This window comes from Pseudomonas sp. BMS12, assembly GCF_001592875.1.
GTDB lineage: Bacteria > Pseudomonadota > Gammaproteobacteria > Pseudomonadales > Pseudomonadaceae > Aquipseudomonas.
In genome coordinates, this window is record NZ_LSOF01000024.1 from 91,987 (window position 1) to 118,337 (window position 26,351).

The window sequence follows — 26,351 nt, forward strand, 5'->3', positions numbered from 1 at the left end:
CGATCCACGAAAGAGGTCTGTAAAGCCTATCGGCAAGCATACGCGCCGACTTGAACCAATCTGTTCAGCATAGCCGGCCTGTCAGGCTACCTGAGAGGCCGGCTGGGCCGCTAGCAGGTGTTTGAGCAGCGCACGGTAGGCAATCACGCCGCGACTGTTCGCGTCGAACTGGGATGGCGTGAGTCCGGCCCGACTGGCATCGCGCAAGCGCGTATCCACCGGGACATAAGCCTGCCAGAGATGATCGGGATAGCTGTTGCGCAGGACCCGCAGGGTGCTCAAGGAGGCCTGGGTACGCCGGTCGAACAGAGTCGGCACTATGACGTAGGGCAAGGCCTGCTTGCGCGAGCGATTGATCATGCTCAGCGTGCTGACCATGCGCTCCAGGCCCTTGACCGCGAGAAACTCGGTCTGCACCGGGATCACCAGCTGTTGGCTGGCAGCCAGGGCATTGACCATGAGAACGCCCAGAAGGGGCGGACTGTCGATAATGGCGTGATCGAACTTGTCCCACAGCTGCGCCAGACTCTTGGCGATAACCAGCCCCAGGCCGCTCTGCCCTGGCGACTGGCGCTCCAGTGTGGCCAGGGCCGTACTGGATGGCAGCAGGGCAATATTTTCGTGGCTGGTGGGCCGCAGCAGGCTGGCCGGCAAGCCGCTCGGCACAGTGCCCTGATGCAGAAACAGATCGAAGTTGCTGTGCTCCAGGGTATCTGGATCATGACCGAAATAGCTGGTCATCGACCCATGCGGATCGAGGTCGACTATCACCACGCGCTTGCCGGCATCGGCCAGCAGGCCTGCCAGGGCGATGGACGTGGTGGTCTTGCCGACCCCACCTTTCTGATTGGCTACTGCCCAGACTTTCATCTTTCTCGTCCCCCCGGCCTGGCCGCTGCCCAACCGAGAACTGGGTGGCGCCTCATGGCGAAGGCGTCGGATTATTGGCGGGACCTGTCACAGGCGCCGCTACCGAAGCAGCCGGTGCAGGTTGCGTGCCAGCCCGCTGCAGTGCGGCATCCGGCTTGGCGTTGCTGGCACCCACACCACTGATGCTACGACGCACATCCAGATTGCGCGAGATCACCAGCACTACACGCCGATTGCGCGCCCTGCCCTCTGCCGTCGCGTTGTCCGCCACCGGTTGAAACTCACCATAGCCGACCGCCGCCAGGCGCCCTTCGCTGACCCCGTCCAGCGCCAGCATGCGCACGATGCTCGCCGCGCGCGCGGCAGACAGCTCCCAGTTGCTGGGGAACTGCGCCGTGTTGATCGGCAGGTTGTCGGTGAAGCCTTCGACGTGCACGGGATTCTCGTAGGGCGCGAGAATCCTGGCGACCTTCTCGATCAGGATAAAGGCGGTCTCGTTGGGTATCGCATCGCCACTGGGAAACAGCAGGCTCGAATTCAGCTCTATCTCCACCCACAACTCGTTCCCACGCACCGTGAGCTGCTCGGAAGCAATCAGATCGCCGAAGGCATCACGCATACTCGAGGCAATCTCCTCTAGCGGATCGCTCGGTTCGGCACTGGTGCTGCTGTTGGGGTTGTCCTCGATCATCGAGCGATCCGGCTCGGTGGTGCGCGGCTTCTCGTCACCAATCGGAATCGGTTTGATCGCCCGCTCCGGCTCGCTGAAAACCCCCACCAGGCTCTCCGACAGCACCTTGTACTTGCCCTCGTTGATCGAGGAGATCGAATACATCACCACGAAGAAGGCGAACAGCAGGGTGATGAAGTCCGCGTAGGACACCAGCCAGCGTTCGTGATTTTCATGCTCTTCGTGATTGCGCCGCCGGGCCATGGCATCAATCCATGAAGCCTTGCAGCTTCAGCTCGATGGAGCGCGGGTTCTCACCCTCCGCGATGGAGAGAATGCCTTCCAAGAGCATCTCTCGGTAACGCGACTGGCGCGCGGCAATGGCCTTGAGCTTGTTGCCCACGGGCAACAGCAGCAGGTTGGCGAAGGCCACGCCATAGATGGTGGCGACGAAGGCGACGGCAATGCCGCTACCGAGCTTGCTCGGGTCGGCCAGGTTGCCCATCACATGAATTAGGCCCATTACTGCACCGATGATACCGATGGTCGGCGCATAGCCGCCCATGCTCTCGTACACCTTGGCCGCCTGGATATCGCGCGCTTCCTGGGTGTAAAGATCGACCTCGAGGATACTGCGGATAGCTTCCGGCTCCGCGCCGTCGACCAGCAGCTGCAGGCCTTTGCGCGCGTAGGGATCGGGCTCGGCATCGGCCACCGGCTCCAGGCCGAGCAGTCCCTCCTTGCGCGCGGTCATGCTCCAGCCGACGACCCGATTGATACCGCCAGCCAGGTCGATATGCGGGGGAAAAACGATCCAGCGCAGAATCACCAACGAACGCTTGAAGACATTCATCGGCGCCTGGAGAAACGCGGCGCCCAAGGTGCCGCCGATCACGATCAACGCCGCCGGACCATTTAGCAAAGCACCTGCATGGCCGCCTTCCAGGTAGTTGCCGCCAATGATGGCGACGAAAGCCAGGATGACACCAATGAGGCTGAGTACATCCATTAGACGCAGACCTCGGCCAGATGGCGGCCGATATCGTCCAGGCTATACACCGCATCGGCCAGATTGGCCTTCACCACCGCCATCGGCATGCCATAGATCACGCAGCTGGCCTCATCCTGGGCCCACACCTGGGCACCGCCCTGCTTGAGCAGGCGTGCGCCCTCGCGACCGTCGGCGCCCATGCCGGTGAGCACCACCGCCAACACCTTGTCGTTGAACGATTTGGCTGCCGAACCGAAGGTGATATCGACGCAGGGTTTGTAGTTCAAACGCTCGTCGCCGGGCAGGATGCGCACTGCGCCACGCGGATCGACCATCATCTGCTTGCCACCAGGCGCCAACAGGGCCAGACCCGGACGCAACAGATCACCATCCTCGGCCTCCTTGACGGAGATCCGGCACAGCTTGTCCAGGCGCTCGGCAAATGCCTTGGTGAAAGCCGCCGGCATATGCTGGATCAGCACGATAGGCGCCGGGAAATTGGCCGGCAGCTGAGTCAGAACCCGCTGCAGCGCCACCGGCCCACCGGTAGAAGTACCGATGGCGACCAGCCGGTAGGCCTTACGTTTTGGGGCTGCACTACCAGCTGCCGGCGCCGCGGGAGCTGCTGCAGGCCGCGTAGCGGGTGCCGGGGCAGCCGAGCGAGGCGCCGGTGCGGCAGCCGTTGGTGCTGCAGGTGGACTGAAGGTACTGAAACGGCGGTTGCTGCGCGCAATGGTATGCACCTTCTCGCAGAGCATGGCCTTGACCTTCTCCGGGTTGCGCGAGATGTCCTCGAAGTTTTTCGGCAGGTAGTCGACCGCACCGGCATCCAGCGCGTCGAGCGTCACGCGGGCACCTTCGTGGGTTAGCGAGGAGAACATCAGCACCGGAGTCGGACAACGCTGCATGATGTTTCGCACAGCGGTGATGCCATCCATCATCGGCATCTCATAGTCCATGGTGATCACGTCTGGCTTCAGCGCCAGAGCCTGATCGATGGCCTCGCGACCGTTGGTGGCGGTACCGACCACCTTGATTTCGGGGTCGGCGGAAAGGATTTCCGAGACCCGGCGGCGGAAGAAGCCGGAGTCATCCACCACCAGGACTTTGACTGCCATAAACACTCCAGAGCGGCCGGTTTACCGGCCTGATTCAATCAGAGACGACGTGCGTAGCGCTTGAGCATACTCGGTACGTCGAGAATGAGGGCGATGCGGCCGTCGCCGGTAATGGTCGCGCCGGACATCCCGGGCGTGCCCTGCAGCATCTTGCCGAGCGGTTTGATCACCACCTCTTCCTGGCCCACCAGTTGATCGACCACGAAGCCGATGCGCTGGCTGCCGACGGTGAGGATCACCACGTGACCTTCGCGCTGTTCCTCGTTCGAGGCGCCATTGACCAGCCAGCGCTTGAGGTAGAACAGCGGCAGCGCCTTGTCGCGCACGATAACCACTTCCTGGCCATCCACCACGTTGGTTCGCGACAGGTCGAGGTGGAAAATCTCGTTGACGTTGACCAGCGGGAAGGCGAAAGCCTGCGTGCCGAGCATCACCATCAGGGTTGGCATGATTGCCAGGGTCAGCGGGACCTTGATGATGATCTTCGAACCCTGACCCTTGACCGAGTGCACGTTGATGATGCCGTTGAGCTGGGAAATCTTGGTTTTCACCACATCCATGCCGACACCACGACCAGACACATCGGAAATCTCGGTCTTGGTTGAGAACCCGGGAGCGAAGATCAGGTTGTAGCAATCACTCTCGCTCAAGCGGTCAGCCGCGTCCTTGTCCAGCAGCCCCTTCTCCACCGCCTTGCTGCGCAGGACCTCCGGATCCATGCCCTTGCCGTCGTCGGAGATCGACAACAGGATGTGATCGCCCTCCTGCTCGGCCGACAGCACCACGCGCCCGCCACGGGCCTTGCCCGCCGCCTCGCGCTCGTCCGGACCTTCGATGCCATGATCGACTGCATTGCGCACCAAGTGCACCAGCGGGTCGGCCAGAGCCTCGACCAGGTTCTTGTCGAGATCGGTCTCTTCGCCGATCAACTCCAGGTTGATTTCCTTCTTCAGGTTTCGCGCCAGATCGCGAACCAGACGCGGGAAGCGGCCGAAGACCTTCTTGATCGGCTGCATGCGGGTTTTCATCACCGACGTCTGCAGATCGGCGGTGACCACATCGAGGTTGGACACGGCCTTGGCCATGGCCTCGTCGCCACTGTTCAGACCCAGGCGCACCAGACGGTTACGCACCAGCACCAGCTCGCCGACCATGTTCATGATCTCGTCCAGGCGCGCAGTATCGACCCGTACGGTGGTCTCCGCCTCGCTGGCAGCGGCGGGAGCTGCAGCTGCGGCGGCTGGCGTTGCCGCCGGCTTGACGGGCTCGGCCTTGGCTGCCGGTTTGGCGGCAGCAGGTTTGGCCGGTTCGACTTTCTTGCTCGGCGCAGCAGCGGGTTTGGCTGCAGGCGCTGGAGCCGCTACTGAGTCCTGGGCAGGCGCGACGAACTTGCCCTTGCCATGCAACTCATCGAGCAGCGACTCGAATTCGTCATCGGTGATCTGGTCGCCGCCAGCGGCGGACACTGCGGGAGGCGATGCGACAGGCTCGGCAGCGACCGGCTCGGCGAACTTGCCCTTGCCGTGCAACTGGTCGAGCAATGCCTCGAATTCGTCGTCGGTGATCTCATCGCCGCCACCAGCGGCAGATACCGCAGGTGCCGGTGCCTCAGCAGGAGCCGCAGGAGCTGCTGGCTCGACGAATTTGCCCTTGCCATGCAACTGGTCGAGCAGCGCCTCGAACTCGTCATCGGTGATTTCATCACCCGCCGCAGCTGCAGGAGTAGGCTCGGCTGCCGGCTGCTCGCCTATGGCATCGAGCAGCTGTTCGAACTCGCTGTCGGTGATGTCATCACCAGCGGCCGGCTCGGCAACAGGTTCTTGCTCTGGTTCTGGCTCGGCTTCGCTGGCTTGCTCATCGGCACTTTCCGGCTCGGCCAGGCGCGCCAGTGCGGCCAGCAGTTCGGGCGAGGCCGGTGTCGGCTCAGCACGCTCGCGAACCTTGCCAAACATTTCGTTGACCGCATCGAGTGCCTGCAGCACCACGTCCATCAATTCGGAAGTAACGCGACGCTCACCTTTGCGCAGGATGTCGAAGACGTTCTCCGCAATGTGGCAGCACTCCACCAGCTCGTTCAGCTGGAGGAATCCGGCGCCACCCTTGACGGTATGGAAACCGCGGAAAATTGCATTGAGCAGATCCATGTCGTCCGGCCGGCTTTCCAGCTCGACCAGTTGTTCGGATAGCTGCTCTAGAATTTCGCCGGCCTCTACCAGGAAGTCCTGGAGGATTTCTTCATCGGCGTCGAAGCTCATCGGTGCGCTCCAAAGGCTCTGTTAGAGCCCTAAAATCCAAGGCTGGACAGCAGGTCGTCGACATCATCCTGACTGGACGCGACGTCTTCACGCTTATCGGCATGAATCTGCGGACCTTCACCCTTGGAAGGCTCTTTTTGTTGTTCTTGCTCGGCACGCAAGGCCTGATGGTCATGCTCGATGCCGGCGAAGCGATCAACGTGACTGGCCATCAGCACCAGTTTGAGCAGGTTGCTCTCTACCTCGGTGACCAACTGGGTGACGCGTTTGATCACCTGACCGGTGAGGTCCTGGTAATCCTGCGCCAGCAGAATGTCATTGAGCTGCCCGGACAGTTTCTGGCTGTCGCGCTCGCTACGGGCGAGGAACAGCTCGATACGTTTGGCCAGGTCGCGAAAAGCGTCTGCGCCCATCTCCCGGCGCATGAACTTGCCCCAATCGGTGGAGAGGTTCTTGGCTTCATCGCCCAGATCGTTGACCAGCGGCGCGCTCTGCTCGACCAGGTCCATGGTGCGATTGGCCGCTTTCTCGGTCATCTGTACGACGTAGGACAGACGCTCGGTGGCGTCGGTAATTTGCGAGATTTCCTTGGCTTCCGGCATGCGCGGATCGATCTGGAAATTGACTATTGCATTGTGCAACTCGCGGGTGAGCTTGCCGACCTCCTGGTACAGGCCATGGTCACGAGCCTTGTTCAGCTCATGGATCAACTGCACCGCCTCGCCGAAACGTCCCTTTTCCAGGCTCTCGACGAGTTGGGTGGCATGGACTTTCAGGGTCGACTCGAGTTCGCCCAGTGAAGAATCATCGTTTGCCATAGCGCCCTCGCGGCGAACATCAGCCGTTAACTCGTTCGAAGATCTTTTCGATCTTCTCCTTCAGCACCTGGGCCGTGAACGGCTTGACCACATAACCGTTTACACCGGCCTGGGCCGCTTCGATGATCTGGTCGCGCTTGGCTTCGGCGGTCACCATCAGTACCGGCAGAGTCTTCAGGCGATCATCCGCACGCACCGCACGCAACAGGTCGATACCGGTCATACCGGGCATGTTCCAGTCGGTCACCAGGAAATCGAAGCTGCCACTCTGCAGCATCGGCAACGCAGTGACGCCGTCATCAGCTTCGGCCGTGTTGGTGAACCCCAGATCGCGCAGGAGGTTCTTGATGATCCGTCGCATCGTCGAAAAATCGTCAACGATGAGGATTTTCATGTTCTTGTCCAAGTCGACCTCCGTACAGTCCTAAACGCCCGTGCATCCACAGGCGCCGCAAATCGTGAAACCGGCAATGCTCAGCTGGCTCGCCACTCGCTCAGCCTGGCCCGCAAACGTGCGGCGCACTGGCTATGCAGCTGGCTGACCCGGGATTCACTGACCCCCAGTACCTCGCCGATTTCCTTCAAGTTCAGTTCTTCATCGTAATAAAGCGCCAGGACCAGACGCTCGCGCTCCGGCAGGTTGGCGATGGCATCGGCCAAGGCCGCCTGGAAGCGTTCATCCTCCAGACCATGCAGGGGCCCACCGTGGCTGCTGGCATCCTCATGCAACCCGCCATGCTCGCCGTCCTGCACAAGGTCGTCGAAGCTGAACAGACGGCTGCCCAGAGTGTCGCCAAGAATGCCGTAGTAATCCTCGAGACTCAATTGGAGTTCGGCCGCAACTTCTTGATCTTTAGCGTCTCTTCCTGTTCGCGCCTCAATAATTCGGATGGCGTCGCTGACCATGCGGGTATTGCGGTGTACGGAACGAGGGGCCCAATCACCCTTGCGCACCTCATCGAGCATGGCGCCACGGATGCGGATGCCGGCATAGGTCTCGAAACTCGCGCCCTTGCCGCCGTCGTATTTTTTTGACGCCTCCAGCAGGCCGATCATGCCCGCCTGAATCAGATCATCGACCTGCACGCTGGCCGGCAGCCGGGCCAGCAGGTGATAGGCAATGCGCTTGACCAGGGGCGCATAGCGCTCGATCAACTGGTGCTGCGAATCCTGCGCCTGCGCCTTGTTATACATGCGAAGTCCACTGGCTGCTGTCATACCGCCGTACCCGCGATCGGTTGCTGCACCAGACGCTCGACGAAGAACTCCAGATGGCCGCGCGGATTGGCCGGAAGCGGCCAAGTGTCGACTTTCTGGGCAATCGCCTTGAACGCCAGTGCGCATTTCGAGCGCGGGAAGGCTTCATACACCGCGCGCTGCTTCTGCACGGCCTTGCGAACGGACTCGTCGTAGGGAACAGCGCCTACGTACTGCAAAGCCACATCGAGGAAACGGTCAGTCACCTTGGTCAGCTTAGCAAAGAGATTGCGCCCCTCCTGGGGACTGTGAGCCATGTTGGCCAGCACACGAAAGCGGTTCATACCGTAATCGCGATTGAGCAGTTTGATCAGCGCATAGGCGTCGGTGATCGAGGTCGGCTCGTCACAGACCACCACCAGCACCTCCTGGGCCGCGCGCACGAAACTGACCACGCCGTCGCCGATACCGGCTGCCGTATCGATCACCAGTACGTCGAGGTTGTCGCTGATATCGCTGAAGGCCTGGATCAGGCCGGCATGCTGTACTGGCGACAGCTGCACCATGCTCTGGGTGCCGGAGGCGGCGGGCACGATGCGGATGCCGCCGGGACCTTGCAGCAGGACGTCCTTGATATCGCACTCACCATTGATCACATCGGCCAGGGTGCGCTTGGGCGTCAGGCCGAGCAGCACATCGACGTTGGCCAGCCCCAGGTCGGCGTCCATCAACATGACCCGGCGCCCGAGATCGGCCAGCGCCAGGGACAGATTCACCGACACGTTGGTCTTGCCAACGCCGCCCTTGCCGCCAGTCACCGCAATCACCTGTACGGGATGCATACTACCCATGTTCTTCTCTTACCTTGTCTTGCCGGTCTGGGCTGGTCGGGCAACTACACCGACCCTTTCCTAACACTAGAACGCCTTGCTCGCTATCGCCTGTTCTATCCCACCCGACGCGCCGGGTGGTGGTAGAGGCCGGCGAACATGTCCGCCATGGCTTCCTCGCTCGGATCTTCCGCAACCTGCAGGCTCACAGCACGGCTCACCAGCTGATGACTGCGCGGCACCTGCAGATCATCCGGAATCTTCGGCCCATCAGCCAGATAGGCTACCGGTAGATGCTGGCTGATAGCCAGCCCCAATACTTCGCCAAGGCTGGCTGCTTCGTCGACTTTGCTCAGAATGCAGCCGGCCAAGCCGCAGCGCTTGTAGCTGTGATAGGCCGCCTTGAGGACCTGCGCCTGGCTGGTAGCGGCCAACACCAGATAATTCTTCGACTTGATGCCGCGGCCAGCCAGGCTGTCCAGCTGTAGGCGCAGGGCCGGATCATTACCCGGCAAACCGGCGGTGTCGATCAGTACGACCTTCTTGCGCGCCAGCGGAGCCAAGGCCTGGGCCAGCGACTGACCCGGGTCGACCTGGGTCACCGAAACATTGAGGATGCGACCCAGCGTCTTGATCTGCTCCTGGGCGCCGATGCGGAAGCTGTCCATGCTGACCAGAGCGATGCTCTGCGGGCCGTACTTCAGCACATAGCGCGCAGCCAGCTTGGCCAGCGTAGTGGTTTTGCCCATGCCAGCCGGGCCGACCAGAGCGATGACACCACCCTCCTCCAGCGGCTCGACCTTCGGAGTCTTCACCGCGTGCGCCAGGTGAGCCAGCAACATGCGCCAGGCCTGCCGTGGTTCGGCGACGTTGGCAACGCGATCCAGCAAGGCCTTGGACAGGTCGGCGGGCAACCCCATGCGCTGCAGGCGGCGCCACAGGTTAGCCTGCTGCGGCTTGCGGTTCTGCATCTGCCCCCAGGCAATGGAGCCCAGCTGGACTTCGATCAACTCGCGCAGGCCATGCAGCTCGAAGCGCATCGCATCCAATGCACGCTGGTCGACGGCAGCACTGCTGGGCGTGGCTGGCTGCTGAGCAGCAACCGGGCGCTGGGCCTTGACCGCCGTAGCGGGTAACTCGGGGGCAATCAGCGATTCGTTGGCAAACAGCTGGCGATCCTTGCGCTCATCGGCAATGGCTCGCGTGGTCAGCTCGGCCTGGGCATGGGCAATCTTCGCCTGGGTCTTGCGCAGCTCCGCTTCCAACTCCGGATTCGCTTGGCGTGCCGGCGCAACCGGCTGGTAATCCAGCGCAGCGGTCAGCTCCACGCCGCCGGCGACACGGCGGTTGCCGATGATCGAGGCATCGGCGCCCAGTTCATCACGCACCAGTTTCATGGCGGTACGCATATCGGCTGCGAAGAAGCGTTTGACTTGCATGGCTTAGCGCCCTCAGTTCTGGCCGACCGTAGCGACGATCGTGACCTGCTTGTTATCCGGTATTTCCTGGTAGGCCAGTACATGCATGTTCGGTACGGCGAGCCGCGCAAAGCGCGACAGCATCGCTCTAACCGGACCAGCCACCAGCAGGATCACTGGCTTGCCGAGCATCTCCTGGCGCTGCGCCGCTTCCACCAGGGAGCGCTGCAGCTTCTCGGCCATGCCAGGTTCGAGGAGGATGCCGTCCTCGGAGCCCTGACCGGCCTTCTGCAGGCTATTGAGCAATAACTGTTCCAACCTGGGCTCCAGAGTGATCACAGGCAGCTCCGCCTCTAGTCCCACAATGCTTTGCACGATTGCGCGAGACAGCGCGACGCGCACTGCCGCCACCATCGCGGCGGGATCTTGACTCTTTCCGGCAACGTTGGAGATGGCTTCGGCAATGCTACGGATATCGCGCACCGGCACCTGCTCCTGCAGCAGGGTCTGCAGCACCTTGAGCAGCATGGACAGCGAGATCATCCCCGGCACCAGCTCTTCGGCAAGTTTCGGTGAGCTCTTGGCCAGCAACTGCAACAACTGCTGGACCTCCTCATGCCCGAGCAGCTCGTGGGCATGTTTGTGCAGTACCTGGTTCAGGTGAGTGGCGACCACGGTGCTGGCGTCGACCACCGTGTAACCGAGCGACTGCGCCTGATCACGCTGGCTAGGGTCGATCCACACCGCCTCCAGACCGAATGCCGGGTCTTTGGCGGCGATACCGTTGAGCGTGCCGAAGACCTGGCCAGGGTTAATGGCCAGCTCGCGCTCCGGATACACCTCGGCTTCGGCCACGCTGACCCCCATCAGGGTCAGGCGATAGGCGTTCGGCAACAGGTCGAGGTTGTCACGGATATGCACCGAGGGCATGAGGAAGCCCATCTCCTGGGAAAGCTTCTTGCGTACCCCCTTGATTCTCGCCAGCAGCTGACCGCCCTGATTGCGGTCCACCAGCGGGATCAGGCGATAGCCCACTTCCAGGCCAACCATGTCCACCGGTGTGACGTCGTCCCAGCCCAGCTCCTTGACCTCCTGGGCCTTCTGCGCCGGCAGCAGCTCCTGCTGACGCTGCACTTCCTTGACCTCGGCCTCCTTGGTCTTGCGTTGCTTGTTGGCGATCCAGTAGGCCGCGCCCGCAGCCACCAGGCCGAGGCCGATGAAGGAAAAGTGCGGCATGCCCGGCACCAGCCCCATGGCGATCATGATGGCCGCGGCCACGGCCAGCGCACGAGGCGAGGCAAACATCTGCCGACCCACCTGAGCCCCCATGTCCTCCGAGGTGGAAACACGGGTCACCATGATGGCGGCGGCGGTCGAGAGCAGCAGCGAGGGAATCTGCGCCACCAGGCCGTCACCGATGGTCAGCAAGGTGTAGATGCGCCCCGCTTCGGTAAAGGCCAGGTCGTGCTGGGCAACGCCAATGGCGATACCCCCGATCAGGTTAATGAACAGGATCAGCAAACCGGCTATGGCGTCGCCACGTACGAACTTCGAGGCACCGTCCATCGAGCCGTAGAAGTCCGCCTCCTGGGCTACCTCGGTGCGGCGCTTCTTGGCTTCGGCCTGATCGATCAGACCGGCATTGAGATCCGCGTCGATAGCCATCTGCTTGCCGGGCATGGCATCCAGGGTGAAGCGCGCGGACACTTCGGAAATACGCCCGGCGCCCTTGGTGACCACCACGAAGTTGATGATCATCAGAATCGCGAACACCACGATACCGACCACGTAGTTGCCGCCGATCACGACCTCACCGAAGGCCTGAATCACCTTACCCGCAGCGTCGTGGCCATCCTGGCCGTTGAGCAATACCACCCGGGTGGACGCGACGTTCAGCGCCAGACGCAACAACGTGGCGGCCAGCAGAACGGTTGGGAAGACGGCAAAATCCAGAGGCCTCAGGGCGTAGATGGCGACCAGCAGAACCACGATGGACAAGGCAATGCTGAAGGTGAACAGCACGTCGAGCAGGAACGGCGGGATCGGCAGCATGACCATGGCGAGCATGACCAGCAGCAACAGCGGAATCCCCAGATTGCCGTGGCGCAAACCCGCCAGGTTACTGCGGACATCGCCGATGACTTGTGCACGATTTACTGCCACTTGAATTCCCCGCCCCATTCAAACTTTTGACGCAAAAAGGCGCCGTGCAGGGGTAACGGCAAGAAGCATTCCAACTATGGGAACTGTAAGCGCGGGGCTCCGCCTGTTACTCGTCGCGACGTAGATCTGGCGGGATAGGCAGGTCCGGCAACGGCCCAGGTCGCTTGCCCTTGCCGGCGCGATACTGCTTGAGCTGATAGACGTAGGCCAGTACCTGAGCCACGGCCAGGTAGAGGCCGGCGGGAATTTCCTGATCCACCTCGGTGGAGTAGTACACCGCCCGCGCCAGCCCTGGCGACTCCAGCAACGTCACCTGATGCTCCTGGGCGATCTCACGAATCTTCAGCGCCAGGAAATCGCCGCCCTTGGCCAGCAGCATGGGCGCATTACCTTTGCTCGGGTCGTACTTCAGGGCCACGGCGAAGTGTGTCGGGTTGGTGATCACCACGTCAGCCTCAGGCACCTGCTGCATCATGCGCCGTTCGGCCATCTGCCGTTGCAACTGACGAATCTTCGATTTGACCTCGGGCTTGCCCTCGCTGTCCTTGTACTCGTCGCGCACTTCCTGCTTGGTCATCATCAGCTTCTGCTTGGTGTCCCAGAGCTGGAACGGCACATCCACCGCGGCGATCAGGATCAAGCCGCAGGCCAGCCACAACAGGCTGCGCCCGACCACCATCATGCTGTGCATGATGGCCGACTCGACCGGTTCGCTGGCGATGGCCAGCAGGTCATCCTGGTCGGCAGACAGCACGGCCAGGGCCACCAGCAGAATCAGCACGAACTTGGCGAGCGCCTTGAGCAGCTCGACCAGGGCCTTGGCCGAGAACATGCGCTTGAGCCCTTCCAGCGGGTTCATGCGGCTGAACTTGGGTAGCAACGCCTCCCCGGAGAACAGCCAGCCACCGAGCGCGATGGGGCCGATAATGGAGGCAACGAGCAGCACAATGAGGAACGGCTGCAAGGCAATCAGCGCATGCATTCCACTGCTCAGCAGTTGGCGCGCCATGGCCCCCTCGTCCTGCAGCACCTCGCGTGGCAGAGAGAAGTTGCCGTGCATCAGGCCCAGCATCGCATTGCCCAACTGGGCACCGAAGATCAGCAACGCCGCCGCTCCAGCAAACGTTACCGCCAGGGTATTGAGCTCCTTGGAGCGAGCGATCTGCCCTTTCTTGCGCGCCTCTTCCAGGCGCTTACTAGTGGGTTCCTCGCTTTTGTCGGCGCCGCTTTCGCTCTCAGCCATAGTGCAGCCCCCTTAGCGCGTGCGCGCCAGCTCACGCAGCTGGGCCAGGGCCTCGCTGGTCAGCGTCTGGAAATGCGCGAGAAAGTCAGAGAGACCGACCCAGAAAATCACCAGGCCCAGCACCAGGGTCAGCGGAAAACCGATGGAAAAGATGTTCAGCTGCGGCGCGGCACGGGTCATCACACCGAACGCCAGGTTGATGATCAGCAGCGCGGTGATCACCGGCAGCGCCAGCAGCAGGCCAGCTGCGATCACCCAGCTCAGCTTGCCGGCCAGCTCCCAGTAGTGGTCCACCAGCAAACCGCCGCCTACCGGCAAGGTCACGAAACTCTCGGCCAACACCTCGAACACCACCAAGTGACCATTCATGGCCAAAAACAGCAGGGTCACCAGCATCAATAGGAACTGCGCCAGCACCGGCACCGACACACCATTGCTGGGGTCGACCATGGAGGCGAAGCCCAGACCCATCTGCACGGCGATGATCTGCCCGGCCACGGTAAAAAGATGGAAATACAGCTGCAGCAAGAAACCGAACATCACGCCAATCAGCACCTGCTCGGCGATCAGCAGCATCGACTGCAGGCTGATCGAGTCTACCTGTGGCATCGGCGGCAGATTCGGTGCCAGTACCAGACAGATGGCCAAGGCCAGGTACAGCCGCACCCGCGCCGGCACCAGCTGGGTACCGATCACCGGCATCACCATCAACATGGAGGCGATGCGGAACAACGGCAGGAGGAACTGGCCCACCCAGCCGCCAATCTGTGCGTTGGTAAGTTCCAGCATCAGCCGATCAACAACGGAATGTTCTGCACCAGCGTCTGGGTGTACTCCATCAGCTCGCGCACCAGCCAAGGCCCGGCCCAGATCAGGGTGAGCAGCATCACCAACAGGCGTGGAATGAAACTCAGGGTCTGTTCGTTGATCTGCGTGGCCGCCTGGAACATGGCTACCAGCAAACCGACCAGCAGGCTCGGTAGCACGGTAAGGCCGACGATCATGGCAGTCAGCCAGAGCGCTTCGCGGAACAGGTCGACGGCAACTTCCGGAGTCATCTTGGCGCCTCTATATCGTGCCGAAACTGCCGGCCAGGGTGCCCATGATCAACGCCCAGCCGTCCACCAGTACGAACAACATGATCTTGAACGGCAGGGAAATGATCAGCGGCGACAGCATCATCATGCCCATCGCCATGAGGATACTGGCCACCACCATGTCGATGATCAGAAACGGGATGAAGATCATGAAACCTATCTGGAACGCGGTCTTCAGCTCGGAGGTAACGAAGGCCGGGATCAGAATGGTCAGCGGCGCCGCCTCCGGACTGGCGATATCGGTGCGCTTGGACAGGCGCACGAACAGCTCCAGGTCCGAGGCGCGAGTCTGCGCCAGCATGAAGGACTTGATCGGCACCTCGGCCTTGGCAATCGCTTCCTGCGCCGGCAACTGCTCGTTGAGATAGGGCTGCAGGGCTTCTCGGTTAATCTGATCGAACACCGGCGCCATGATGAACATGGTCAGGAACAGCGCCATCCCGATCAGAATCTGGTTCGACGGTGTCTGCTGCAGGCCCAGCGCCTGACGCAGGATGGAAAACACGATGATGATCCGGGTGAAACTGGTCATCAGCATGACGAACGCCGGAATGAAACTCAGCGCCGTCATGATCAGCAGGATCTGCAGGCTGACCGAGTACTCCTGCTGCCCGGCGGCATCGGTGCTCAGGGTGATGGCAGGGATCGACAAGGGATTGTCGGCGCCGAATGCCAGGGGTGCGGCGATGACCAGCAACAGGGTCAGCAGGATGCGCCAGGCGCTCATGTGTTGTCCTTATGGTCCTTCTGGTCCTTGCCGAGCAGCTCCATCAGGCGCTGGGCGAACTCCGGCGTGGTCGGCTCGCCCTCATGCGGCAATACAGGCTCCTTGAGCACATGCAGCGGCGTGATCCGGCCGGCGCTGATGCCGAGGAGGATCTGCTCGCCACCAACCTGAACCAGCAGCAGGCGATCACGCGGGCCCAGTGCCTGGCTGGCCACCAGCTTGATCGCCTGATTGCCACGCGGGCCGATCTGCTGCATCCGGCGCAGCAGCCAGGCCAGAGCGAAGATCAGGCCGACCACCAGCAGCAAGCCGAACAATAATTGCACCAGCTGGCCACCGATATCGCTGCCAGCCATCGGCGTCGTCGCCGCGGGCTCGGCAGCCAGCGCCGTCAGCGGCGCCAGGAGCAGGACACTGCAGAATCGCATCATGGCTCAGCGCAGCTTCTTGATGCGTTCGCTGGGGCTGATCACGTCCGTCAGGCGAATACCGAACTTCTCGTTGACCACCACCACTTCGCCATGGGCGATCAGCGTGCCGTTGACCAGGACGTCCAGCGGCTCGCCAGCCAGGCGATCCAGCTCGACCACCGAACCTTGATTGAGCTGCAGCAGGTTGCGGATGGAAATCTCGGTACTGCCCACTTCCATGGAGATGGACACCGGAATATCGAGAATCACGTCCAGATTCGGACCATCCAGGCTCACCGGACCATTCCCCGGCTTGGGGGCGGCACCGAATTCTTCCATTTCCATACGCGGCGCGGACGGGGCGGCAGGCGCCCCCTGGTTCATCAACGCATCGATGTCGTCCTGCCCGGCTGCATCGTCGCCGGCCTCGGCCAGGGCTGCGGCCCACTCGTCGGCCAATGCCTGCTCTTCTGGGCTGCTGCCTTCGTTTTCGTCTGCCATCGTTCTACCTCGACTGGCTGTCTATCTGGTGCTGGCCGGATTGCGACCCGACCAGCGTATTAATACCCGGGCACGGCGCCTTAGCGCATGCGCTCAACGGGTTCGAGAACTTGCAGGGCCAGGTTGCCCTTGTGCGCTCCCAGCTTGACCTTGAAGGCCGGTACGCCATTGGCGCGCATGATCATTTGTTCCGGCAACTCGACCGGGATCACATCGCCGGGCTGCATGTGCAGAATGTCGCGCAGCTTGAGCTCGCGCCGCGCCAGCGTGGCACCCAGAGGCACGTTGACGTCGAGAATGTCTTCGCGCAGGGCCTTGATCCAGCGCTCGTCCTGATCGTCCACGTCGGACTGGAAACCGGCATCGAGCATCTCGCGAATCGGCTCGATCATCGAATAGGGCATGGTCACGTGCAGGTCGCCGCCACCGCCGTCCAGTTCGATATGGAACGTGGACACCACCACCACTTCGCTGGGGCTGACGATGTTCGCCAGGGCCGGATTCACTTCCGAGTTGATGTACTCGAAATTGACATCCATCACCGCGTGCCAGGCTTCCTTGAGATCGACGAAGGCCTGGTCGATGACCATGCGCACCACGCGCAACTCGGTTGGCGTGAATTCACGCCCTTCGATTTTGGCGTGGCGGCCGTCGCCGCCGAAGAAATTGTCCACCAGCTTGAACACCAGCTTGGCGTCGAGGATGAACAAGGCCGTGCCGCGCAGCGGCTTCATCTTCACCAGGTTGAGACTGGTCGGCACGTACAGCGAATGCACGTACTCGCCAAACTTCATCACCTGCACGCCGCCCACTGCCACATCGGCGGAGCGTCGCAGCAGGTTGAACATGCTGATACGGGTATAGCGAGCGAAACGCTCGTTGATCATTTCCAGGGTCGGCATGCGTCCACGGACGATGCGATCCTGGCTGGTCAGGTCATAACTCTTGACGCTACCGGGTTCGGCATCGTCCTCGGTCTCGACCAGGCCATCGTCGACGCCATGCAGCAGCGCGTCGATCTCATCCTGTGACAGCAGGTCCTGTACGGCCATGGTGTCTCCCGCCTACTGCAGCACGATATTGGTGAACAGTACCTGTTCGACCACGGTTTTTCCGGTTTCTTTCTGCGCCAGCTCCTGCACGGCAGTGGTCGCCTGCTGACGCAACAGTTCCTTGCCGACCGGGGTCATCAGGGTGTCGAAATCCTGCCCGGAAAACAGCATCACCAGGCGATTGCGCAGCAGCGGCATGTGCACCTTGAGCGCATCGAGTTCGGCCTGGTTGCGGGCCATCAGGGCCACACTGACCTGCATGTAGCGCTGCCGCCCCTGTTGTTTGAAGTTGACGATAAAGGCCGGCGCGATGCTCTCGTAGATGGCCGGCTGTTTGACCGGTGCGGCGCCCTCCTCGGCATGCTCTTCGGCGGCCGGAGTTTCTTCGCCACCCTTGTCCTTGCCGAGGAAGAACAGCGTGGCCCCCACCGACAGCCCCACTGCCAGCAATAGCCCGACGACGATCAGGATGATTATCTTGAGCTTGCCCTTGCCCGGCTTCTCGCCTGAGCCATCGGCTGCGGCGGGGTTAGGAGCTTGTTTCTTTGCCATGCCAGAAATCCGTCACCAAACAGTATTTTTTCTTCCGTCAAGGGCTTACGAGCAAGTGTTATGCCACCTTGTAAACAAGATAGTCGCTTCCAAGCCACCCGACACAGGCAGCCGATATACCAAGGCAACGACCGCCTGTCACCCGAAAACGACGACGCCCGGTGTTTTGCTGCACCGAGCGTCGTCATATGGCTCGCGGGAAATAGGTCAGGCGTAGTAGTCCACCAACCCTCGCGGTGCCGCCGCCGATGGACTGCGGATTTCGCTGGTGCCGATGAGCACTTCGTCATTGCCCGCGTCAGCCAGGCCGCGCCCGCCACCCTGACGGCGGCCCTCGTCGGCACCACCCTGGGAGCCACGGGCGGACTGATCGGAGACATTTACATCGAGCTGGTTCATACCCTGCTGGGCGAACATCTCGCGCAAGCGATGGGCCTGACCTTCCAGCTGGTCCCGCACGTTGGCGTTGGGGCTGACGAAAGTCACCTGCGCCGCCTGATCCTTGTTCAACTCGATGCGCACTTCCAGGCGCCCCAGCTCAGCAGGGTCGAGCTGGATTTCGGCCGATTTGAGACTCTGGCTGGAGAGCCACATGACCCGATCGACCACCGCCTCGCTCATGCCCGCGTGGTTCATCTGCACGGGCGGGCCGGGCACCAGAGGCAAGCGCTGGTTGACCGCATTCTGCTGGCCAATGGCCTGGCTGAGCGCACTCAGCTTGTTGGCAAAGGCCTCGGCACGCGCGTCGACCTGAGTCTCGCGAGCCTCGGGTAGACCTTCCAGCCCCTCGCTCAGCAACTCGGTGTCCAGCCCTTCGCCTGGCGACTCTTCAGTGGGCATCGCGTCGCCGCTGAACGCCGCCAGGGCATTGGCAAAGCCTGGTGAAGTGGAACGCTCCGCTGCCACCGCGCCGGGGCTCAGTTGCTGCGTCGCGGCCTGGCCCTGCGCGCCGACCTCCAGAGCCAGCTTCACGCCTGGCAGGCTGTTGAGCATGTCCAGTTCGGGGTCGTGGCTGGCCTCGGTCAGCGTGGCGGGTGCGCCACTGGCAACGGTCGGTGTTGCCGCAAGGCCTTCGGCCAGTTCCTCGCCGAGCAGCGCAGGATCGCCCTCGGCGTCGTCCGGGTTTTCCGCCGCAGTCTGCTGACCGGCCAACCCGAGCAGCAGCAGAGGATCGATGGCCTCCTCGGCGCCGTCCTGCGCATCGTCCGGCAAGGATTTGCCGCTATCGGCAACCTCCGTCTGCTCGGCAGCGGCCTCAGCAACCGGTGCCTCGGCCGGAGGGGCCTGTTCGGTCGCCTCCTGAGCTGCCTTGGCGCTGGCTTCCTTGCGCTCTGCGGCCTTGGTCTGGCGCTCCTTGGCATACACCTCGGCGAAGCTGGAGTCCTTGTCCCTACTGGGCTCAGGCCCGTTGGCAGGTGCCCTCGCGGGCGCAGCCTTGGGGCGCACTTCAGGCGCGGACTGGAGAAGAAAATCGGGTGCAACGGACATGGGTACTCTCCGTCAGGGGTGGATCGTACCGAAGCTAGAGCAAGGGACGGGCCAACTTTGCCAGGAAGACCGGCGGCCCATTGTTTGAAAAGCAGGTTTAGCGATAACGCTGGCGTTCGGACTTGAGCAGGATGCGCACGATGGCGAACTCTCGCTCGATCTGCTCGACCAGCCCGGGGGCGTCATCCAGGCGCTCGCGCCTTGCATCTTCCTCCAGATCCTTGCACAACCTGGCCAGCAGTGGCGCCCCCATGTTGCTGCAGCTGCCCTTGAAGCTGTGTGCAGCCAGACGCAGGGCCTGGGCATCGGCGGCAGTGAGCGCCTCGTGGAGGCAACGCAGACGCTCTTCCGAGTCGATCAGAAAGGTATCCAGCAGCACGGGATACTCTGCGCCCATGACATCCAGCAGGGAGGCCAATACATTCTGATCGAGATGGGATTCGGACACCGGCTCACTCCGTGATCGGGAAGCGCCGATTATGCCTGAGCCGCCCAGCGAAACTCCACGCTGATGCCACGACCATCCACCGTCCACTCGCATTGGTGAGTGAGTTGGCGAACTAGACGCAGGCCACGACCACTCAGGCAGCCTGCGCCCGGTTGCAGATCGAGGACGTCGACCACGGCGAAGCCCGTGCCGCTGTCCTGCACATCGATACGCAGGCTACCGCCATCGGGCAGCGGACACAGTGCCAGGTCGAAGCGCACGAACCCGTCCTGCAGCGCCTGCAAGCGCTGGCTGCGCTCTCGGTAGTAGCGGGCAAACCCATCGGCGTCGGCCTTGAGCCGCGAATCCAGACCCAGCACGCCATGCTCAAGGGCATTGGAATAAAGCTCCGCCAGCACCGTGTACAGCGCGCCGCCCTGGGCGCGCAGACCCTGTACTTCCATCAACAGCTGCAACAGGAAAGGCAAGGGGTTGAAGCGCTTGAGCGTTTCGGCACGAAACTCGAAACTGGCCGACCAGTCCAGCGGGCTGCTCTGGCCGCTGTCCGTGAATGCCAAAGGTGGACGCTGGATCGCGCCCTCCTCGACCATGCTCAGCTCGATCATGCTGACATCGTCCTGGGCCTCACCCCGAAAGGCGGCCAGCGAGCGCTTGATCTCATCGAACAACGCAGCCGGAGGATGTCCGGCAGTCAACACCTGCAACAGGCGCTCCTCGCCATACATCTGACCGCTGGCATCACGGGTTTCCAGCACACCATCGGAGAGCAGGAAGATGCGATCACCCGGTGCCAAAGCGTGGACTTCATATGATTCGTTGAAGTTCGCCGGTTCCAGCACACCCAGCGGGAGGTGACGCGATACCAGCGGAATGCGCTCGACACCACCGGCGCGCAGCAGATGGCCATCCGGCAGACCGCCGTTCCACACCTCGACGACCCGCCGCTGGAAGCTCAGGTTGAGCAGCACCGCGCAGCAGAACACCCCCACCGGAAGAATGCGTTTGAGCTTGGCATTCATCTCGCGAAGGATTTCCGCCATGGAGAACCCCTTGGCGGTCATGCCATAGAACACCTCGGCCAGCGGCATGGCGCCAATCGCCGCAGGCAGTCCGTGGCCGGTGAAATCACCCAACAGCACATGCATGCCACCACTGGGCTTGAACGCCGCCAGCAGCAGGTCGCCATTGAACAGGGCGAAAGGCGATTGCAGGTAGCGGATGTTCGCCGCGCCCAGGCAACCGGAGTGCGCCACCTTGTCGAACACCGCCTTGGCCACACGCTGCTCGTTGACCAGGTGTTCGTTGTGCTTGGCGATCAGGTCGCGCTGCCGGCGCACCGTGTCCTGCAGTCGACGCAGGCGATCCATGGCGCGGATCTTGGCATCGAGGATGACCTGGTTGTAGGGCTTGGCCAGGAAGTCGTCACCCACCTCAAGGCAACGCACCAGCGCTTCGCTTTCGGTCAGGGAGGTGAGGAAAATGATCGGTACCAGCGTCTCGCCGGCGGCAGTCTTGATCCGCCGGGCCGCCTCGAAACCGTCCATCACCGGCATCAGGGCATCCATCAGCACCAGCTGCGGACGCTCGCGCTCGAACAGCTGCACCGCCTCCAGGCCGTTATCGGCGGTGAGCACCCGATGGCCCTGGCGACTGACGATGGTAGAGAGCAGCAGACGGTCGGCCGCACTGTCCTCGGCGATCAGGATGGACAGGCGGCCGGGCATGGCGATCAGCCGATCTGGAACAGTTGTTCGAAGTTGGAAATGGAGAGGATCTTGCGCACATCCGGATTGCAGTTGACCAGACTGATGTGCGCATGGTCGCCACCGGCGTGATCACGCAGCAGCAGGAGCATGCCGAGCGCCGAGCTGTCCAGGTAGGTCGCCCCCTTGAGATCCACTACGTAGCGTTTGGGTGTGGCACTCACCCGCTCATAGGCATCACGAAACTCCTGATGCGCCGAGAAATCGAAGCGCCCCTGGATATGGATTGTCAGCTCCTGTCCGTCGCTCGAGGGCAGCGCGGTGATAGCCATGTGGCACTCCTTGTTTTTTCTTGTGCAGAGAAAGATTTAGCATCGACCAGTGGTCGCGGCAACCACCGTCATTGCGGATCGCGCATGGAGGGACGCTGAGCCAGCTCATCCAGCAGCTTTTGTTCGCGCCGATCCTCGACTGCACGCGCCTCGTCCAGGTAGCGCTGGACCAGTTTGCGCAGCCCCTCTACACGAGCATAGCGTTGCTGCCAGGTAGCCCGCGCCTTTTCCAGATTCTGCCGATGCCAGGTGACACTCTGCAGTTGCTGGCCAATGGCGGTTTCCAGTTGGCTGAGAAAGCGCTGGTAGTTCATCAGCCATTGCCCGGATACACCCTGTCGCCCCTCCGTGATCCATTGCTGCTGATAATCGCCGCGATAACGCTCCAGCTCGCCCAGCTGCACTTCGGCCTTGGCCAGCAGCCCCTGGCAATGCGCCAACTGGCGGGCGGCCTCGCGCTCGGCGCGCTCGGCCATCTCGATCACCGGCGCCAGGCGCGCGGCACGGCTATCGGCCACCTATCAGCCCTGCGCCGGCGGGTTGAACACCTGCGCCAGCTGGCTGACGCTGTCGCTCAGCCGCTCGCTGTCACCCAGGCCCTGGCGCAGGTAACGCATCATGTTCGGTTGCCGGGCGATGGCCAGGTCGGTATCGGCATCACCGCCCGCTACGTAGGCGCCCACGCTGATCAGGTCGCGACTCTGCTGATAGCGCGACCACAGCTGCTTGAACCTTTGTGCCTGCTTGAGATGCTCGGGGCTGACCACTTGCGGCATGACGCGGCTGATCGAGGCTTCGATGTCGATGGCCGGGTAATGCCCCTCCTCGGCCAGCCGCCGCGACAGCACGAAGTGGCCATCGAGCACGCCACGGGCAGCATCGGCGATCGGGTCCTGCTGGTCATCGCCCTCGGAGAGCACGGTGTAGAACGCGGTGATCGAGCCACCACCAGCCTCGGCATTGCCGGCACGCTCCACCAGCTTGGGCAGCTTGGCGAACACCGAGGGCGGATAGCCCTTGGTCGCCGGCGGCTCGCCGATGGCCAGGGCGATCTCGCGCTGGGCCTGGGCAAAACGAGTCAGCGAATCCATCAACAGCAGGACGTTCTTGCCCTTGTCGCGGAAATATTCGGCGATGCGCGTGCAGTACATGGCCGCGCGCAAACGCATCAGCGGTGCCTCGTCGGCCGGTGACGCGACCACCACCGAGCGCTTGATGCCCTCCTCGCCAAGAATCTCGTCGATGAACTCCTTGACCTCGCGACCACGCTCGCCGATCAGCCCGACCACGATGATGTCGGCCTCGGTGAAGCGCGTCATCATGCCCAACAAAACCGACTTGCCGACGCCGGTACCGGCAAACAGGCCCAGGCGCTGGCCGCGCCCCACTGTGAGCAGGCCGTTGATCGAGCGGATACCAACATCCAGCGGCTCGCTGATCGGGTGACGGTTGAGCGGGTTGATGGTCGGGCCGTCCATCGGCACCCAGTCTTCGGCCTTCATGCCGCCTTTGCCATCCAGGGCGCGGCCGGTGCCGTCGAGTACGCGCCCGAGCATCGACATCCCCATCGGCAAACGACCGGTATCCGGTAGCGGCACCACGCGAGCGCCGGGGGCGATGCCAGCCAGGCTGCCGGCTGGCATCAGATAGATCTTGCCCGAGGAAAACCCCATGACCTCGGCCTCCACCTGCACCGGGTGGTAGCTGTCGTCATTGATCACCAGGCAGCGACTGCCGAGCGCAGCGCGCAGGCCTTCGGCCTCCAGGGTCAGGCCGACCATGCGCAGCAGCCGCCCCTCCACCACCGGCTGGTCCGGCAGCTGCACCGCCTCGGCGTAACCGCTCAGGCGCTTGCCGAAACTGATGCGATCAAGGCGCATCTGGCGCTTCCAGGTCGATCTGCATATCGGCCTCAGGCGGATTGGTGGCCTGTGCCCGCTGCTGCTCGAACAGCTGCTTCAGCGCCTGTGCCATGCGGGTTTCGACGCTGGCATCGATACGACTGCTCTCGCTCTCCACGCGGCAACCGCCGGGCAGCAGCGACTCGTCTTCGAGGATGCGCCAGCTCTCTTCATGGCGCTCACGCAGCGCTTTGATGACCTCGAAATCCTGCGGATTAACGTGGATACGCACATTGCTCGCGCCCATCGGCAGCAGCTTGAGCGCCTCACGCAGCACATGGCGGATCTGGCTCGAGTCACTGGCCAGCTCGCGCTGGATCACCTGCCGGGTGACCTGGCTGACCAGATTGACCAACGCCAGCTCCAGCTCCTGATCCTGCTCGGCAATGGGCTCCAGCAGGTGGCCCATGACCTGCTCCAGCGAAGCGACCTTGGCCGCCAGCGCCACTTCGGCCTCCTGCTTGGCCTTGAGTTGGCCGGCATGAAAACCGTCCTTCTCGCCGGTGGCGAAGCCTTCGTTATAGGCGTCCTGGCGGATTGCCTCGAGCTCGTCGAGGGTCAAGGGTTTGACGTCTTCGACGGCCACCTCCTCGACCTGCGCCAACTCTTCCTCGGGCGCCGGTTCCGGCTCGGGCTCCGGCTCGGGCGGCGACTCCACCTGCGGGTCGAAGCTGGGCAGCGACCAGCGGTCGAAGCCACTGATGTCCTTGGCGCGGATCAGCTCGCTGGGAGCCTCCTTGGGAACCATGCTCGCTCGCCTCTTAGATCATCGCCTCGCCACCGGCACCGCCGAGGACGATTTCGCCGGACTCGGCCATGCGCCGAGCAATGGTAAGGATTTCCTTCTGCGCCGTTTCCACTTCGCTGACACGCACCGGGCCCTTGGCTTCCAGGTCGTCGCGCAGCAGCTCGGCAGCACGCTTGGACATGTTCTTGAAGACCTTTTCCTTGATGCCGTCGTCGGCGCCCTTCAGCGCCAGGACCAGCACATCGGAGGAGACTTCGCGCATCAGTGCCTGGATGCCACGGTCGTCGACGTCGGCCAGGTTGTCGAAGACGAACATCAGGTCTTCGATCTGGCTGGACAGGTCCTCGTCCACCTCGCGGATGGAGTCCATCAGCTGACCTTCCACCGAGCTGTCGAGGAAGTTCATGATGTCGGCAGCACGTTTCACGCCGCCCAGGTTGGCACGGGTGGTGTTGGAGCTGCCGGAGAACTGCTTCTCGAGAATCTGGTTGAGTTCCTTCAGTGCCGCCGGCTGCACGGTGTTGAGCGAGGAAACGCGCAGGATGATGTCCAGGCGCACCTTGTGGTCGAAATGGCTGAGCACTTCACCGGCCTGGTCGGGGTCAAGGTAAGCCACCACGATGGCCTGGATCTGCGGGTGCTCGTAGCGGATCACATCAGCCACGGCGCGCGGCTCCATCCACTTCAGGCTGTCCAGGCCGCTGGTGCTGCCGCCTAGCAGGATGCGGTCGATCAGGTTGCCGGCCTTGTCTTCGCCAAGAGCCGCGGTGAGCATCTTGCGGATGTAGGCATCGGAGCCCACCCCCAGGCTGGTCTGGTCGCCGACGATATCGACGAACTCGCCCATCACCTGCTCGACCTGCTCGCGCTGCACGTTGCGCATGCCGGCCATGGCCACGCCCACACGCTGCACTTCCTTGGGCCCGAGGTGGCGCAGCACCTGCGCGGCGTCTGTCTCGCCGAGCGAAAGCAGCAGGATGGCGGCCTTGTCGACCTTGTTCAGCTTGACCGCTGTGCGATTGTCACTCATCGGCGTTGATCCACTCTTTGACTACCTGGGCCACGCGACCCGGATCTTCCGCCACCAGGCTCTTGATGGCGTTCAGTTGTGCATCATAACCCTCGGAAGGGCTCGGCAGCAGGATGCTCTGCGGCCCACCGAGACTGACGCGATCAGCGGACAGCTCGCCTTCCAGGCCGCCCATATCACCCAGTTCGACGTCACCATCACCACCTGCTGCCCCACCAGAGGCACGGGCTGGGTTGGTGATGTTGTTCAGCACCGGGCGCAGCACGCCAAATACCAGGACCAGGATGAACAGCACGCCCAGTACCTGTTTGACGATGTCCCAGAACCAGGGTTGCGTATAGAACGGCGTTTCGATGACCTCATCGCCCAGTTCCGCAGAGAACGGCGCATTGATCACGCTGACACTGTCGCCGCGACTGGCGTCGAAACCCACGGAGTCCTGTACCAGGCGGGTGAAACGGGCCAGATCCTCGGCCCCCCAGGGGCTGCGAGTGACCTCGCCGGTTTCGGCGTTGATATTGACCTTGTCGTCCAGCACCACGGCGACCGAGAGGCGCTTGAGGCGGCCTTGCTGCTGCTTGGTGTAGCTGATCGAACGATCCAGCTCGAAGTTGCGGGTGGACTGCTCGCGCTTGTCCGCCGGGTATGGCGCCAGCATCGGCTGGCCGGTAACCGGGTCCATGATCTGCGCGCCATTGGCGTCCAGCAACGGTTGCCCGGCGGCCACCGGACCCGCAGGAGCGGGCGCTGCCGCCGCCTGCTGGGGCGCCGAAGCCGCGCCCGGCGGCT

At 62.6% G+C, this 26,351-nt stretch carries 28 protein-coding genes; all 28 read right to left on the reverse strand.

The genetic code is table 11. The features are described 5' to 3' along the window. Positions 1–81 precede the first annotated feature (81 nt). Positions 82–870 (reverse strand): ParA family protein, encoded by a 789-nt coding sequence (locus AYB31_RS19865; protein WP_068830749.1) that lies wholly within the window; start codon positions 868–870, stop codon positions 82–84. 52 nt (positions 871–922) lie between these two features. Further along, positions 923–1,804 carry a flagellar motor protein MotD gene (gene motD, locus AYB31_RS19870; protein ID WP_068830750.1) on the reverse strand — a complete coding sequence of 294 codons (882 nt, stop codon included), beginning with the start codon at positions 1,802–1,804 and terminating at the stop codon, positions 923–925. A gap of 4 nt (positions 1,805–1,808) precedes the next feature. Further along, on the reverse strand, positions 1,809–2,549 hold the full coding sequence (locus AYB31_RS19875; protein WP_068830751.1) for a flagellar motor protein: 741 nt from the start codon (positions 2,547–2,549) through the stop codon (positions 1,809–1,811). Further along, entirely contained in the window at positions 2,549–3,649 is a 1,101-nt protein-coding gene (locus AYB31_RS19880) for a protein-glutamate methylesterase/protein-glutamine glutaminase (protein WP_068830752.1), read from the reverse strand. Before AYB31_RS19880 ends, AYB31_RS19875 begins: the two co-directional genes overlap by 1 nt. Positions 3,650–3,687: 38 nt before the next feature. After that, the gene (locus AYB31_RS19885) at positions 3,688–5,904 is read right to left on the reverse strand and encodes a chemotaxis protein CheA (protein WP_068830753.1); all 2,217 of its coding nucleotides are present in this window, start codon (positions 5,902–5,904) and stop codon (positions 3,688–3,690) included. A gap of 29 nt (positions 5,905–5,933) precedes the next feature. Next, positions 5,934–6,722 (reverse strand): protein phosphatase CheZ, encoded by a 789-nt coding sequence (locus AYB31_RS19890; RefSeq protein ID WP_068830754.1) that lies wholly within the window; start codon positions 6,720–6,722, stop codon positions 5,934–5,936. Positions 6,723–6,741: 19 nt separating this feature from the next. Next, positions 6,742–7,116, reverse strand: a complete 375-nt coding sequence (locus tag AYB31_RS19895; RefSeq protein WP_090254048.1) for a chemotaxis response regulator CheY — start codon at positions 7,114–7,116, stop codon at positions 6,742–6,744. Positions 7,117–7,196: 80 nt separating this feature from the next. Then, positions 7,197–7,940: an RNA polymerase sigma factor FliA gene (fliA, locus tag AYB31_RS19900; protein ID WP_068830756.1), complete on the reverse strand. Its 744-nt coding sequence runs from the start codon at positions 7,938–7,940 to the stop codon at positions 7,197–7,199. Next, on the reverse strand, positions 7,937–8,770 hold the full coding sequence (gene fleN / locus AYB31_RS19905; protein WP_068830757.1) for a flagellar synthesis regulator FleN: 834 nt from the start codon (positions 8,768–8,770) through the stop codon (positions 7,937–7,939). Before fleN ends, fliA begins: the two co-directional genes overlap by 4 nt. A 95-nt stretch (positions 8,771–8,865) precedes the next feature. Beyond that, the gene (gene flhF / locus AYB31_RS19910; protein WP_068830758.1) at positions 8,866–10,188 is read right to left on the reverse strand and encodes a flagellar biosynthesis protein FlhF; all 1,323 of its coding nucleotides are present in this window, start codon (positions 10,186–10,188) and stop codon (positions 8,866–8,868) included. A 12-nt stretch (positions 10,189–10,200) separates the two neighbouring features. Beyond that, positions 10,201–12,330, reverse strand: coding sequence for a flagellar biosynthesis protein FlhA (gene flhA / locus AYB31_RS19915; protein WP_442961845.1), 2,130 nt, complete (start codon positions 12,328–12,330; stop codon positions 10,201–10,203). Positions 12,331–12,436: 106 nt separating this feature from the next. Beyond that, positions 12,437–13,573, reverse strand: a complete 1,137-nt coding sequence (flhB, locus tag AYB31_RS19920) for a flagellar biosynthesis protein FlhB (protein WP_068830760.1) — start codon at positions 13,571–13,573, stop codon at positions 12,437–12,439. A gap of 12 nt (positions 13,574–13,585) precedes the next feature. Beyond that, positions 13,586–14,362 (reverse strand): flagellar biosynthetic protein FliR, encoded by a 777-nt coding sequence (gene fliR / locus AYB31_RS19925; RefSeq protein ID WP_068830761.1) that lies wholly within the window; start codon positions 14,360–14,362, stop codon positions 13,586–13,588. After that, positions 14,362–14,631 carry a flagellar biosynthesis protein FliQ gene (fliQ, locus tag AYB31_RS19930; protein ID WP_068830762.1) on the reverse strand — a complete coding sequence of 90 codons (270 nt, stop codon included), beginning with the start codon at positions 14,629–14,631 and terminating at the stop codon, positions 14,362–14,364. The genes fliR and fliQ overlap by 1 nt, the downstream gene beginning before the upstream one ends. A gap of 10 nt (positions 14,632–14,641) precedes the next feature. Next, the gene (gene fliP, locus AYB31_RS19935) at positions 14,642–15,397 is read right to left on the reverse strand and encodes a flagellar type III secretion system pore protein FliP (protein ID WP_068830763.1); all 756 of its coding nucleotides are present in this window, start codon (positions 15,395–15,397) and stop codon (positions 14,642–14,644) included. Further along, positions 15,394–15,825: a flagellar biosynthetic protein FliO gene (gene fliO / locus AYB31_RS19940; protein WP_177332317.1), complete on the reverse strand. Its 432-nt coding sequence runs from the start codon at positions 15,823–15,825 to the stop codon at positions 15,394–15,396. Before fliO ends, fliP begins: the two co-directional genes overlap by 4 nt. A 6-nt stretch (positions 15,826–15,831) precedes the next feature. After that, entirely contained in the window at positions 15,832–16,308 is a 477-nt protein-coding gene (fliN, locus tag AYB31_RS19945) for a flagellar motor switch protein FliN (protein WP_068830765.1), read from the reverse strand. A gap of 80 nt (positions 16,309–16,388) precedes the next feature. Next, positions 16,389–17,360, reverse strand: a complete 972-nt coding sequence (fliM, locus tag AYB31_RS19950; RefSeq protein ID WP_068830766.1) for a flagellar motor switch protein FliM — start codon at positions 17,358–17,360, stop codon at positions 16,389–16,391. A 12-nt stretch (positions 17,361–17,372) separates the two neighbouring features. After that, positions 17,373–17,912, reverse strand: a complete 540-nt coding sequence (fliL, locus tag AYB31_RS19955) for a flagellar basal body-associated protein FliL (RefSeq protein ID WP_068830767.1) — start codon at positions 17,910–17,912, stop codon at positions 17,373–17,375. Between the two features lie 207 nt (positions 17,913–18,119). Further along, positions 18,120–19,400 (reverse strand): flagellar hook-length control protein FliK, encoded by a 1,281-nt coding sequence (locus AYB31_RS19960; protein WP_068830768.1) that lies wholly within the window; start codon positions 19,398–19,400, stop codon positions 18,120–18,122. Positions 19,401–19,497: 97 nt separating this feature from the next. Next, the gene (locus AYB31_RS19965) at positions 19,498–19,848 is read right to left on the reverse strand and encodes an Hpt domain-containing protein (protein ID WP_068830769.1); all 351 of its coding nucleotides are present in this window, start codon (positions 19,846–19,848) and stop codon (positions 19,498–19,500) included. A 29-nt stretch (positions 19,849–19,877) separates the two neighbouring features. Further along, on the reverse strand, positions 19,878–21,572 hold the full coding sequence (locus AYB31_RS19970; RefSeq protein ID WP_068830770.1) for a fused response regulator/phosphatase: 1,695 nt from the start codon (positions 21,570–21,572) through the stop codon (positions 19,878–19,880). A 5-nt stretch (positions 21,573–21,577) separates the two neighbouring features. Continuing rightward, positions 21,578–21,883 (reverse strand): STAS domain-containing protein, encoded by a 306-nt coding sequence (locus AYB31_RS19975; protein WP_068830771.1) that lies wholly within the window; start codon positions 21,881–21,883, stop codon positions 21,578–21,580. Between the two features lie 68 nt (positions 21,884–21,951). Beyond that, positions 21,952–22,401 carry a flagellar export protein FliJ gene (gene fliJ / locus AYB31_RS19980; protein ID WP_068830772.1) on the reverse strand — a complete coding sequence of 150 codons (450 nt, stop codon included), beginning with the start codon at positions 22,399–22,401 and terminating at the stop codon, positions 21,952–21,954. A gap of 3 nt (positions 22,402–22,404) precedes the next feature. Continuing rightward, the gene (gene fliI, locus AYB31_RS19985) at positions 22,405–23,763 is read right to left on the reverse strand and encodes a flagellar protein export ATPase FliI (protein ID WP_068830773.1); all 1,359 of its coding nucleotides are present in this window, start codon (positions 23,761–23,763) and stop codon (positions 22,405–22,407) included. Further along, a complete protein-coding gene (gene fliH / locus AYB31_RS19990; protein WP_068830774.1) occupies positions 23,753–24,532 on the reverse strand; it encodes a flagellar assembly protein FliH in 780 nt (259 codons plus the stop codon). The genes fliI and fliH overlap by 11 nt, the downstream gene beginning before the upstream one ends. A 13-nt stretch (positions 24,533–24,545) precedes the next feature. After that, entirely contained in the window at positions 24,546–25,562 is a 1,017-nt protein-coding gene (gene fliG, locus AYB31_RS19995) for a flagellar motor switch protein FliG (protein WP_068830775.1), read from the reverse strand. Next, the coding region (locus AYB31_RS20000; RefSeq protein WP_330220008.1) for a flagellar M-ring protein FliF C-terminal domain-containing protein at positions 25,555–26,351 on the reverse strand (797 nt) is incomplete at its 5' end. The genes AYB31_RS20000 and fliG, both read right to left, overlap by 8 nt.